At 65.1% G+C, this 12,089-nt stretch carries 9 protein-coding genes; 8 read left to right on the top strand and 1 reads right to left on the bottom strand.

Translation table 11 applies throughout. The annotated features are described in order from the left end of the window. Window positions 1–136 precede the first annotated feature (136 nt). Window positions 137–2,368, top strand: a complete 2,232-nt coding sequence (locus E4K65_RS39715; RefSeq protein ID WP_135178735.1) for a CHASE2 domain-containing protein — start codon at window positions 137–139, stop codon at window positions 2,366–2,368. 256 nt (window positions 2,369–2,624) lie between these two features. Here E4K65_RS39715 and E4K65_RS39710 read toward each other — a convergent pair whose 3' ends face one another. Continuing rightward, complete coding sequence (locus tag E4K65_RS39710; RefSeq protein ID WP_167771525.1) at window positions 2,625–4,220, bottom strand: ABC transporter substrate-binding protein; 1,596 nt, start codon at window positions 4,218–4,220, stop codon at window positions 2,625–2,627. 200 nt (window positions 4,221–4,420) lie between these two features. Between E4K65_RS39710 and E4K65_RS39705 the strand changes: the two genes are divergently transcribed. The 7 genes from E4K65_RS39705 (at window position 4,421) to E4K65_RS39675 (ending at window position 11,972) form a co-directional block, all read left to right on the top strand. Next, window positions 4,421–6,079, top strand: coding sequence for an ABC transporter substrate-binding protein (locus tag E4K65_RS39705; protein ID WP_135178733.1), 1,659 nt, complete (start codon window positions 4,421–4,423; stop codon window positions 6,077–6,079). A gap of 232 nt (window positions 6,080–6,311) precedes the next feature. Then, entirely contained in the window at window positions 6,312–7,265 is a 954-nt protein-coding gene (locus E4K65_RS39700; RefSeq protein ID WP_014498430.1) for an ABC transporter permease, read from the top strand. A 162-nt stretch (window positions 7,266–7,427) separates the two neighbouring features. Then, window positions 7,428–8,330 carry an ABC transporter permease gene (locus E4K65_RS39695; RefSeq protein ID WP_135178732.1) on the top strand — a complete coding sequence of 301 codons (903 nt, stop codon included), beginning with the start codon at window positions 7,428–7,430 and terminating at the stop codon, window positions 8,328–8,330. A 3-nt stretch (window positions 8,331–8,333) separates the two neighbouring features. Next, window positions 8,334–9,395: an ABC transporter ATP-binding protein gene (locus E4K65_RS39690; protein WP_167771524.1), complete on the top strand. Its 1,062-nt coding sequence runs from the start codon at window positions 8,334–8,336 to the stop codon at window positions 9,393–9,395. Next, window positions 9,392–9,589 carry a hypothetical protein gene (locus E4K65_RS39685; protein ID WP_135178731.1) on the top strand — a complete coding sequence of 66 codons (198 nt, stop codon included), beginning with the start codon at window positions 9,392–9,394 and terminating at the stop codon, window positions 9,587–9,589. The genes E4K65_RS39690 and E4K65_RS39685 overlap by 4 nt, the downstream gene beginning before the upstream one ends. Continuing rightward, window positions 9,586–11,001 carry an amidase gene (locus E4K65_RS39680; protein WP_135178730.1) on the top strand — a complete coding sequence of 472 codons (1,416 nt, stop codon included), beginning with the start codon at window positions 9,586–9,588 and terminating at the stop codon, window positions 10,999–11,001. The genes E4K65_RS39685 and E4K65_RS39680 overlap by 4 nt, the downstream gene beginning before the upstream one ends. Then, complete coding sequence (locus tag E4K65_RS39675; RefSeq protein WP_135178729.1) at window positions 10,998–11,972, top strand: ABC transporter ATP-binding protein; 975 nt, start codon at window positions 10,998–11,000, stop codon at window positions 11,970–11,972. The genes E4K65_RS39680 and E4K65_RS39675 overlap by 4 nt, the downstream gene beginning before the upstream one ends. Window positions 11,973–12,089: the final 117 nt, after the last annotated feature.

Here is a 12,089-nt window from a genome sequence, read left to right as displayed (position 1 = left end):
CGGGGCCTCCCGCCGGCTCGCGGTTGGACCGCGGCAAAAAATCCATGCTCCTCCACCGCCAGGGAATAGCCAAGCGCCCGCGGACGTTCCATGATCGGTGCGCACGGCGTGATACAGGTCAGGAAGCCCGACCCGAATGAAGCGTCTCAAAATCCTCCGGCGGTGGTTTGCGCGGAAGTTCGGCTTTGCGCGGCTGATGTGTCTGGCGCTGCTGGTCGTCTTCGCCGGTGCTCGGCTCTGGGACCCGCCGCCGATCCAGGAATTGCGGCTGCGCACCTTCGACATGTTCCAGCTGATCGATCCGCGCCAAAAGACGGCGCGGCCGGTCACCATCGTCGACATCGACGACAAGAGCCTCGCCAGGCTCGGCCAGTGGCCGTGGCCGCGCACGCGGATCGCCGATTTGATTCAGAACCTCACCAGCAACGGCGCGGTTGCGATCGGTTTTGACGTGGTGTTCTCGGAGGCCGACCGGCTCAACCCGGATCTGGTCGCGAGCCAGATGCGCTATCTGGACGAAGCCACCCGTGCCAAGCTGCGCGAGCTGCCGAGCAACGACCAGATCCTCTCGGAAGCGATCAAGCGCTCGCGCGTGGTGCTGGGCGAGACCGGGCAGTCGGAGATCACCTCGGAGATCGACAAGACGCTTCCCTTCACAGGGGTGGCGACGGTCGGCGAGGAGAATGCCGAGAAGTTTCTGTTCGAATTCCCCGGCCTGTTGCGCAACGTGCCCGTGATCGAGAAGGTTGCCGCCGGTCGCGGCCTGTTCACGATCAGGACCGAGCGCGACGGCCTGATCCGCCGCGTGCCGATGGTGATGCGCGCCCAGGGCAACATCATGCCCTCGCTCAGCCTGGAGATCCTGCGGGTCATCACCAGCACGCCGACGCTGCTGGTCCGGACCGACAAGTCCGGCGTGCGGTCCATCCGCCTCAAGGGCGTGGAGATCCCGACCGACAGGAACGGCCAGCTCTGGGTGCACTACGCCCGCTATGATCCCTCGATCTACGTCTCCGCTGCCGACGTGCTCGACAACACGGTGCCGCCGAGCAGGATCGCCGGCAAGCTGGTGCTGGTCGGCACCTCCGCGGTCGGGCTGAACGACATCAAGACCACTCCGGTATCCCGGGCGATGCCGGGTGTCGAGATCCACGCTCAGGTGCTGGAGAGCGTGCTCAGCGGCGCGGTGATCTCCCAGCCGAACTACGCGCTCGGCGTCGAGCTGCTCGCCGCGCTCGTCATCGGCCTGCTCGTCATCACCTTCACGCCGAATCTCGGCCCCGTGCGCCTGGTGCTCGCGGGCGCGATGTTCGCTGCCATCCTCGTCGGTGTGTCCTGGTTCTTCTACGCGCAGTACCGCTACCTCATCGACTTCACCTATCCGCTGCTGTCGACCACCGCGATCTATCTGACGCTGATCTTCGCCAGCTTCGTGCACGAGCAGCGCCAGCGCGTGCAGATCCGCGGCATGTTCGCGCAGTACATGTCGCCGGTTCTGGTCGAGCAGCTGGCGCAGTCGCCGGAAAAGCTCGTGCTCGGCGGCGAGGAGCGCGAGATGACGATCATGTTCTCCGACGTGCGCGGCTTCACCACGATTTCGGAGAGCTACAAGCAAGATCCGCAAGGCCTGATCACGCTGATGAACCGCTTCCTGACGCCGCTGACCGACGTGATCATCGATCAGAAGGGCTACATCGACAAGTACATGGGCGACGCCATCATGGCGTTCTGGAACGCGCCGCTCGACGATGCCGAGCACGAGGTCAACGCCTGCGAAGCGGCGATCCAGATGCTCGAGCGGATCGACGCGGTCAACAAGGACCGCGAGCAGGAGGCCGCTGACGGCGGCCACGTCTATATCCCGCTCAATGTCGGCATCGGCATCAACACCGGCATCGGCGTGGTCGGCAACATGGGCTCCGACCTGAAGAAGAACTATTCGGTGCTCGGCGACAGCGTGAACCTGGCCTCGCGGCTCGAGGGACAGTCGAAGGAGTACGGCTTTCCCATCATCGTCGGCTCCAGGACCGCGCTCGCCGCCAAGGACAAGTTCGCGATCCTCGAGCTCGACTTCATCATGGTCAAGGGCAAGACCGAGCCGGAGGTGATCTACGCCATCGCCGGCCGCGAGGACGTTATGCATTCGGGCCCCTTCCAGCGCCTGCGCAACGTCACGATCGAGATGCTCGGCTGCTACCGCAACCGCGACTGGCAGGGCGCGCTGGACGCCATCGAGCGCGGCCGTCGCAGCGAGGACGCCGACACGCTGGAAAAATTGTTCAAGCTCTACGAAGCCCGGATCAAGGATTTCCAGATCAATCCGCCGGCGGAAGGCTGGAACGGGGCATATGCGCTGCTGACGAAGTAGCGGGGGCAGGCGTGTGGTTTGAAAGCAGCCACACACTCGCTGTCGTCAGGCTTTCGCCAGGACGACGGCGGAGGGTTTTGCGCGAGTGTGGCGCCTCACCAAAGGTGTCGTCCCGGCGCAGGCCGGGACCCATACTCCGAGGCGGAAGTGATTGCGCGAGATCGGAGTTGGCAATCTTCGCCAAATTCAATCCTGTGGCTATGGGTCCCGGCCTGCGCCGGGACGACAGTGTTAGCTGGAGCGGCCTACGTAGCCCTCACTCCACCCCAATTGTCGTCAGGTCCTGGAACCAGTGCTGCGCCTGGACAAACTGCTTCACCTTCGGCGACAGCGCATGCGGGTTGGTGTCGTGGACCACCCACACCAGCGTGGCATCGTCGACGATCAGCGCATGTGCCTGGGCCAAGAGTTCGTCCTGCCTGGCGCTGTCGAAGGTCTGCTTGGCCTCGTCGATCAAGGCGTCGACCTTCGGGTTCTTGTAGCCGCCCCAGTTGACGCCGACCGGCGCGATCTGGCCCGAATGGAAGAAGCGGACGATGGCGTAGAGCGGGTCTGACGTGACATAGGCGATGTTGTTGGCGGTGATGCCGGCGTTCATCTCGTCGGCCGCGCCCTTGCGCCAATGCGTATATAGTGTCTCCAGCTCGACCACCTTGAAGTCGATGTCGATGCCGATTTCCTTGAAACTCTGCTGCAGGAACTCGTTCATCGGCAGCGACAGCATCTGGCCGGTGCCGCCCTGCGCGATGATGAAGGTGGTCTTGAGCGGCTTGGCCTTGGAGTAACCGGCTTCCTCGACCAGCTTCTTCGCCGCCGCAAGGTCGTATTTCAGCTCGAAGCTCGGCTTGCCGAACCACGGGCTCGACGGATCGACCTGGCCCTTGGCGGGTTTGGCCAGGCCGTTCATCAGGCCGACCACCGCCTCGCGATCGATCGCAAGGTTCAGCGCCTTGCGCAGGCGGATGTCGGTCCAGGGCGAGCCCGGCAGCACGCTCAGATGATAATTCCAGACATGCGGCGTGACGTTGTCGACGAGCTTCATGCCGGCCGCCTTGAGCTGCGGCACGGCGTCCGGCGCGGGCGTCTCGATCAGGTCAACTTGCCCGGCGAGCAGCGCGTTGGTGCGCGTCAGCGCTTCCGGCATCGGCACCAGCACGAGCTTGTCGACCTTGGGAATGCGCTTCGTGTTCCAGTAGTCCGGATTCTTGGTCAGCTCCGCAAGCTCGCGCGGCACCAGCTTGGTCAGCTTGAACGGGCCGGTGCCGGAGGGCTGGCTGGCGAACTTGTCCCAGTCCTTGCCCAGCTTTTCATATTGCGCCGGGCTCGAGACCAGGAACCACAGCATCTGATAGGGAAAGAACGAGTCGATCGTCTTGGTCGTAATCTCCACCGTGGAGTCGTCGATCTTGGCGTAGCTCGCGACGGACGGCAGGCGGGTCTTCACCTGCGCGCTCTGCCGCTTGTCGAATTGCGGCGCCTTGTCGTTGAGCACCTTGTCCAGATTCCAGATCACGGCATCGGCGTTGAACTCGCTGCCGTCGTGAAACTTCACCCCCTTGCGCAAGGTGAAGCGCCATTTGGTCTTGTCGGCATCATCCACCTTCCACTCGGTGGCGAGCCCGGGCACCAGCTTGCCGGGGCGGTCGGCGACGTCCATCTCCCACGCGACCAGCGGATCGTAGATGGTGTACGCCGTGAACTGATAGGCGCCGGCGCCGCGATCGGGCTGGCCCGTCGTCAGCGGGATGTCCGCCATCGAGATGCCGTAGCGCACCACCGTTTCACCACGTGCCGTGATCGCGGATAACGCCAGCGCAAGCACGGCGAGACAGGTCGATAGTCGGATACGCATGGCCCAAAGCTCCCAGGGGATTTCAAGGCCAAACTTGCAATCTTGATGCCAGAATAGGCAGGACGGTGCCTTTGCCGACACGTGATCACAAAGACTTGTCGTCGCAGGGGCAATTTGCAGAAAAAGTTTCCCCATTGGCATAGCCATTGCATACGTTTGCATCAAAATTAGTCATTGAAAGCCGGAAGAGGACTGAGACGATGCTGATCAAGAAAAACAAGACCCGCGCGGCGCTGATCGCGTTGCTGGCGCTCGGCAGCGCGGCCGCATGGCCGCGCGTGGCCAGTGCCGACACCGTGCTGCGCATCGGCATGACCGCTGCCGATATTCCGCGCACATTGGGCCAGCCCGATCAGGGTTTTGAAGGCAACCGCTTCACCGGCCTCACCATGTATGACGCGCTGACCGGCTGGGACCTGTCCTCGGCCGACAAGGCGAGCGTGGTAATCCCGGGCCTTGCGACCGAGTGGAAGGTCGACGATGCCGACAAGACCAAATGGACCTTCAAGCTGCGCCCCGGCGTGACCTTCCATGACGGCTCGCCGTTCAATGCCGATGCCGTGGTGTGGAACGTCGAGAAGGTGCTGAAGCAGGATGCGCCGCAGTTCGACGCCAGCCAGGTCGGCGTCACCGCCTCGCGCATGCCGACGCTGGCCTCCGCCAAGAAGATCGACGACATGACGGTCGAGCTCACCACCAAGGAGCCCGACAGCTTCCTGCCGATCAACCTCACCAACCTGTTCATGGCGAGCCCGGCGAAGTGGCAGCATTTCTATGACAACGCCGAAGGTGCCGACGCCAAGGCGAAGTCGCAGGCCGCCTGGACCGCGTTCGCCAAGGACGCCGCGGGCACCGGCCCGTGGAAGATGGCGAGCTTCACTCCGCGCGAGCGGCTCGAGCTGGTGAAGAACGCGAGCTACTGGAACAAGGATCGCGTGCCCAAGGTCGACAAGATGGTGCTTTTGCCGATGCCGGAGGCGAATGCGCGCACCGCGGCGCTACTCTCGGGGCAGGTCGATTGGGTCGAGGCGCCGGCGCCGGACGCGTTGCCCGAGCTCAAGCAGCGCGGCTTCAAGCTCTACGCCAACGAGCAGCCGCATGTCTGGCCGTGGCAGTTCTCGCGCGTCGAGGGCTCGCCCTGGAACGACATCCGCGTGCGCAAGGCGGCAAACCTCTGCGTCGACCGTGAAGGCCTCAAGGACGGCCTGCTCGCAGGGCTCATGGTGCCGGCGAGCGGCACGTTCGAGCCCGGCCATCCCTGGCGCGGCAGTCCGACCTTCCAGATCAAGTATGACAAGCCGGCAGCGCAAAAGCTGATGCAGGAGGCCGGGTTCGGCCCGAACAAGAAGCTCGAGGTGAAGATCCAGACCTCGGCGTCGGGCTCGGGCCAGATGCAGCCGCTGCCGATGAACGAGTATCTCCAGCAGGCGCTCGCCGAATGCTATTTCGACGTGAAGCTCGACGTCATCGAGTGGAACACGCTGTTCACCAACTGGCGCCGTGGCGCCAAGGATCCCAGCGCCAACGGCTCGAACGCGACCAACGTCACTTATGCGGCGATGGACCCGTTCTTCGCGCTGGTGCGCTTCCTGCAATCGGGCATGGCGCCGCCGGTCTCGAACAATTGGGGCTTCATCAACAATCCCAAGTTCGACGAGCTGGTGAAGAAAGCGCGCCAGACTTTCGACCCCTCCGCGCGTGATGCCGCGCTCGCCGAGCTGCACGCAGCCTCCGTCGACGACGCCGCCTTCCTCTACGTCGCCCACGACGTCGGCCCGCGCGCCATCAGCCCGAAGGTGACCGGCGTCGTGCAGCCGAAGAGCTGGTTCATCGACTTCTCGCTGGTGTCGATGAATTAGTCAGGTGGCCCTCGCTCTATCCACGCGTCATGCCCGGGCTTGACCCGGGCATCCACGTCTATCCACTTGCTCGGTCATTCCGGGGCGCCCGAAGGGCGAACCCGGAATCTCGAGATTCCGGGTTCGATGCTACGCATCGCCCCGGAATGACGGAGTAAGAAGAACGTGGATGGCCGGGACAAGCCCGGCCATGACGATCGAGATATTTACGCACTAACCTGAGTAACCAAACGTGCTCGCCTATATCGCCAGACGCATCGTCTATGTCATCCCGATCGTCATCAGCGTGGCGCTGGTGTGCTTTCTGCTCGTGCACATCACGCCGGGTGATCCGCTCGTTGCCGTGCTGCCGGCCGACGCCTCGCAGGAGCTCGCGGCGCAGCTCCGCGCCGCCTACGGCTTCGACCGGCCGCTGCCGGTGCAGTTCGGTCTTTGGCTGCTGCGCGCGCTCCACGGCGATCTCGGCAACTCCATTGCCACGGGCCGTCCGGTGCTCGCCGAGGTCATGCGCGCGGTCAGCAACACCGTCACGCTCGCGATTGCGGCCGCCATCATCGGCTTTACGATGGGCATCCTGCTCGGCCTGATCGCCGGATATTTCCGCGAGACCTGGATCGACAAGGTGGCGACCTCCTTCGCCATCGCCGGCGTCTCGGTGCCGCATTACTGGCTCGGCATGGTGCTGGTCATCATCTTCTCGGTGCAGCTGAACTGGCTGCCGGCGGTCGGCGCCGGGCCGAACGGCTCCAACTCCTGGGCCTGGGACTGGGCGCATCTGAAATACCTGGTGCTGCCGGCGATCACGACCTCGGTGATCCCGATGGGCATCGTCACCCGCACCGTGCGCGCGCTCACCGGCGACATCCTCTCGCAGGATTTCGTCGAGGCGTTGCGCGCAAAAGGCCTGCACGAAACCGGCGTGTTCCGTCACGTCATCAAGAACGCCGCGCCCACCGCGCTCGCCGTGATGGGGCTTCAGCTCGGCTACATGCTCGGCGGCTCGATCCTGATCGAGACCGTGTTCTCCTGGCCGGGCTCGGGCTTCCTGCTCAATTCGGCGATCTTCCAGCGCGACCTGCCGCTGCTCCAGGGCACGATCCTGATCCTGGCGCTGTTCTTCGTCTTCCTCAACCTGCTGGTCGACATCGCGCAAGCCGCGATCGACCCGCGCATCAAGCGGGGCTAGCGGGATGAGGTGCCACACATTCAGTGTCGTCCCGGCGAAGGCCGGGACCGATAACCCCAGTAAGCGGTTGTGGGACGAGACGGCAACCACGAGCCCTCGCCAAACTACCTTTCGTGGATATGGGTCCCGGCCTTCGCCGGGACGACATTGGAAATTGCGGCAATGAGCGAGCTTCCGTTGTCCGCGACCAGCGATGCCGCGCTCCAGGCCGCGCCGGCGACCAAGGCGCGCGGCTATTGGGCCACCGTCGGCCGCCGCATCATGCGCGACAAGGTCAGCATGGCCTGCGCGCTGGTGCTGCTGCTGATCTTCCTGTCAGCGATCCTGGCGCCGTGGCTGGGTCTGGAAGACCCATACAAGGGCTCGATGATCCGCCGCCTCCGGCACATCGGCACAGTCGGATACCCGCTGGGCACCGACGAGCTCGGCCGCGACATGCTGGCGCGGCTGATCTATGGCGGGCGGCTGTCGCTCCTCATCGGCATCCTGCCCGTCATCCTTGCCTTCTGCATCGGCACTTCGCTCGGCCTCGTCGCAGGTTATGTCGGCGGCAAGCTCAACACCGCGATCATGCGCACGATCGACGTCTTCTACGCCTTTCCGTCCGTGCTGCTGGCGATCGCGATCTCCGGCGCGTTGGGAGCGGGCATCCTCAATTCCATCGTGTCTTTGACCGTCGTGTTCGTGCCGCAGATCACTCGCGTCGCCGAAAGCGTCACCACCGGCGTGCGCAACATGGATTTCGTCGAGGCCGCGCGCGCCTCGGGTGCCGGAGCCTTCACCATCATGCGCGTGCATATCCTCGGCAACGTGCTGGGCGCCATCTTCGTCTATGCCACCAGCCTGATCTCGGTCTCGATGATTTTGGCCGCCGGTCTCTCCTTCCTCGGCCTCGGCACCAAGCCGCCGGAGCCGGAATGGGGCCTGATGCTGAACACCTTGCGTACCGCGATCTACGTCAATCCCTGGGTCGCCGCGCTTCCCGGCGCGATGATCTTCGCGGTCTCGATCTGCTTCAACCTGCTCTCGGACGGCCTGCGTAGCGCCATGGACATCAGGAACTAGGCCATGAGTGAGAGCGATACATCTGTTGAAATGCTTGAGCCGGTCGAGGACCGCGGCGGCGTCGCGCAGCCGCTGCTCCAGGTCAACGGCCTGACCAAGCACTTCCCCGTCCGCGGCGGATTGTTCGCCGCGAAACGCACCGTGCGTGCGGTCGACAACGTCTCCTTCTCCGTCGCCAAGGGCGAGACCGTCGGCATCGTCGGCGAGTCCGGCTGCGGCAAGTCGACCACCGCGCGCCTCCTGATGCATCTGATGCCGCGCGATGACGGCGACATCGTCTATGACGGCATGACCGTCGGCCAGGCGCTGTCGCTGCGCGAGCTGCGCCGCGGCATGCAGATGGTGTTCCAGGATTCCTATGCCTCGCTCAATCCGCGCCTGACGATCGAGGAATCCATCGCCTTCGGCCCGAAGGTCCACGGCATGGCCGATGGCACGGCGAGGGCGCTGGCGCGCGAGCTGCTCGGCAAGGTCGGCCTGCGCCCGGAAAACTTCGCCAACCGCTACCCGCACGAGATTTCCGGCGGCCAGCGCCAGCGCGTCAACATCGCGCGGGCGCTGGCGCTGTCGCCGCGGCTGGTGATCCTCGACGAAGCCGTCTCCGCGCTCGACAAATCCGTCGAGGCGCAGGTGCTCAACCTCCTTGCCGATCTCAAGCGCGAGTTCGGCTTGACCTATCTCTTCATCAGCCACGATCTCAACGTCGTGCGTTACATCAGTGATCGCGTGCTGGTGATGTATCTCGGCGAGGTCGTCGAGCTCGGCCCGGTCGACCAGGTCTGGGATAGCCCTGCGCATCCCTATACGCGCGCGCTTCTTGCGGCGATGCCGTCCTCGGATCCTGACAGGCGTACGGAAAAACCGCCGATCACCGGCGATCCGCCCAATCCGATCGATCCGCCCTCGGGCTGCCGCTTCCACACGCGCTGCGCGTTTGCGGAGCCGCTCTGCGCAAATGCCGCACCAAAGCTCACGGCGGTCGATACAATGGGCCACGAGGCCGCGTGCTACATGGCTATTCCGGGTTCAGGCCATAGCCGCGCGCCCGCAGGGGAAATCGCATGACAAGACCGACACCAAAAGAGATCAGGCCCATGGCGCAGATCGCCGGCGTTGCCGTGGATGACGAGATCGCAACGCGCATCTCCAACTCCATCGGACCCGCCTTCGAAGGCTTCGCCGTCATCGCCGGCACGCTGCCGTTCGACCTCGAGCCGTCTTCGTATGTGCTCGCGCAGACGCAGAAGGTGTCGAAATGAGCACCGAACCTGCATTGATGACGCTCACCGAGGTCGCGCGTGCGATCGCGATGAAGCAGGTGTCCTCCCATGAGGTGACGCGCGCGCTGCTGCACCGCATCGCGCAGTGGCAGCCGCATCTCAACGCCTTCATGTCGATCGAATCGGAGGCGGCGCTGAAAGCGGCCGAGGCGGCCGATGCCGAGCTGGCCAAGGGCGAGGTGCGCGGACCGCTGCATGGCGTGCCGCTCGCGCACAAGGACATGTATTACGACGCCGGCAAGGTCTCGACCTGCGGCTCGCTGATCCGCCGCGATTTCGTCGCGACAACGACCTCCACCGCCCTGCAGCGGCTGAAGGATGCCGGCCAGGTCCGCCTCGGCACGCTGCACCTCGCCGAATTCGCCTATGGACCGACCGGGCATAACGCCCATTACGGTCCGGTGCGCAATCCCTGGAACGTCGCGCATATCACCGGCGGCTCGTCCTCGGGCTCCGGCTCGGCGGTTGCCGCGCGCCTGACCTATGCGGCGCTGGGCTCTGACACCGGCGGCTCGATCCGCATGCCCGCGCATTTCTGCGGCGTCACGGGATTGAAGACCACCTGGAGCCGCGTCAGCCGCGCCGGCGCGATGCCGCTGTCGCAATCGCTCGACACGGTCGGCCCGCTTGCCCGCACCGCCGAGGACTGTGCGTTGCTGCTGGCGCTGATGGCCGGTCCCGATCCCGAGGATTCGACCGCGAGCCACGAGCCGCTGTCTGACTATGTTGCAGCGACCAAAGGCTCGCTGAAAGGCCTCAAGATCGGCGTCCCCGCGTCCTTCTACGTCGACGATCTCGACGGCGAGGTCGCGCGAGTGCTGGATGAGACCATCGCGGTGCTCAAGCGCGAGGGCGCCGACATCGTCAAGGTCGAGCTGCCCGATCAGCGGCAATTGCAAGCGGCAAGCCAGCTCGTGCTCGCGGCGGAAGCCGCCGCCTTCCACAAGCGCTGGATGATCGAGCGCCCGCAGGATTATGGCCCTCAGGTGCTGATGCGGCTTCAGAACGGGCTTGCCGTGCCCGCCATCACCTATCTCGAGGCGATGCGCTGGCGTGGCCCTGCGCTCGCCGCGCACAATGCCGCAACCGCCGGCGTCGATGCGGTGATCGCGCCGGCGTCGCCCGTGCCGGCGCCGACGATCGAGGAGAGCGACGTCGGCGGCGGGCCGAACGCGCCGGCGTTGTTGCAGCGGCTGACGCTGTTCACCCGTCCGGTGAATTTCCTCGGCCTGCCGTCGCTGACCGTGCCGTCCGGCTTCACCAAGAGTGGCCTGCCTGTTGGCATGCAGCTGATCGGCCGCTCCTTCGATGAAGCGACCCTGCTCACCATCGGCGCGGCGTTCCAGCGCGTCACCGACTACCACGATCGATTGCCGAAACTGCCGTCATGACAAAGCTCGTCGAGATCTCAGACCTCAACATCCGCTTCACCGGCGAGCGTACGGTCTATGCCGTGAACGATCTCAGCCTCTCGCTGGGAGACGGCGAGGTGCTGGGCCTGCTCGGCGAGTCCGGCTCGGGCAAGAGCGTGACCTTGCGCGCGCTGATGCGGCTGTTGCCGAAGAAGCGCACGCAGATCTCCGGCCGCGTCAACGTTCTGGGGCGCGACGTTCTCGCCATGAACGACGAGGAGCTCTCGTCGTTCCGCGGCCAGACCGTGTCGATGATCTTTCAGGAGCCCGCGCTCGCGCTCGATCCGGTCTACACCATCGGCGCGCAGATCGCCGAAAGCGTCGTGCGTCACGAAGGCAAATCTCATGCGGAGGGCAGGGCACGCGCGCTCGAAATGCTCGAGGTCGTGCGCATCCCCTCGGCCAGGCGCCGGCTGGACGCCTATCCGCACGAGATGTCCGGCGGCATGCGACAGCGCGCGATGATCGCGCTGGCCCTCGCCTGTCGTCCCAAGATATTGCTCGCGGACGAGCCGACCACCGCGCTCGATGCCACCGTGCAGATCCAGATCCTGCTGCTGCTGCGCGAGCTGCGGCGCGAGTTCGGGATGTCCGTCATTTTCGTCACCCACGACATCGGTGTCGCCATCGAGATCTGCGACCGCGTCGCGGTGATGTATGCCGGCCAGATCGTGGAGCAGGGGACCTTGCGCGACATCGTCCGCACGCCGGTGCACCCCTATGCCAAGGGCCTGCTTGCCTCCACCATTCACGGCGCCAAGCGGGGCGCGCGGCTGGAGACGATCCCCGGCACCCCGCCCTCGCTGGCCGAAAAGCCCCACAATTGCTCCTTCGCCCCCCGCTGCGCCGCCGCCCAGCCGCGCTGCCTGGAGCAACTGCCTGCGAATGTGGAGGTGGGACCGGGCCGGGCGGCAAGGTGCGTGCTGGCGGAGCCGGTGGTCGCCACATAGCGCCAACCAGGCCGCTTCATCGCGAGTGTGCTGTCGATTTGACCGTGTGGGTATGAGCTGAGGTGTAGCCCCGCGCGCAACTGCGCTCCCTCCCCCTTGCGGGGGAGGGAGCGCAGT

It is taken from the genome of Bradyrhizobium niftali (assembly GCF_004571025.1).
Taxonomy (GTDB): Bacteria; Pseudomonadota; Alphaproteobacteria; order Rhizobiales; family Xanthobacteraceae; genus Bradyrhizobium; species Bradyrhizobium niftali.
The sequence above is the reverse complement of the archived record's forward strand: the minus strand, read 5'-3'. Positions and strand labels throughout refer to the sequence as shown.

Excerpts from the sequence above, each read along its gene's own strand:
- E4K65_RS39695 (WP_135178732.1), top strand. The coding sequence starts at position 7,428 with ATGAGCGAGCTTCCGTTGTCCGCGACCAGCGATGCCGCGCTCCAGGCC.
- E4K65_RS39675 (WP_135178729.1), top strand. The coding sequence starts at position 10,998 with ATGACAAAGCTCGTCGAGATCTCAGACCTCAACATCCGCTTCACCGGC.
- E4K65_RS39710 (WP_167771525.1), bottom strand. The coding sequence starts at position 4,220 with ATGCGTATCCGACTATCGACCTGTCTCGCCGTGCTTGCGCTGGCGTTA.
- E4K65_RS39680 (WP_135178730.1), top strand. The coding sequence starts at position 9,586 with ATGAGCACCGAACCTGCATTGATGACGCTCACCGAGGTCGCGCGTGCG.
- E4K65_RS39715 (WP_135178735.1), top strand. The coding sequence starts at position 137 with ATGAAGCGTCTCAAAATCCTCCGGCGGTGGTTTGCGCGGAAGTTCGGC.
- E4K65_RS39685 (WP_135178731.1), top strand. The coding sequence starts at position 9,392 with ATGACAAGACCGACACCAAAAGAGATCAGGCCCATGGCGCAGATCGCC.
- E4K65_RS39690 (WP_167771524.1), top strand. The coding sequence starts at position 8,334 with ATGAGTGAGAGCGATACATCTGTTGAAATGCTTGAGCCGGTCGAGGAC.
- E4K65_RS39705 (WP_135178733.1), top strand. The coding sequence starts at position 4,421 with ATGCTGATCAAGAAAAACAAGACCCGCGCGGCGCTGATCGCGTTGCTG.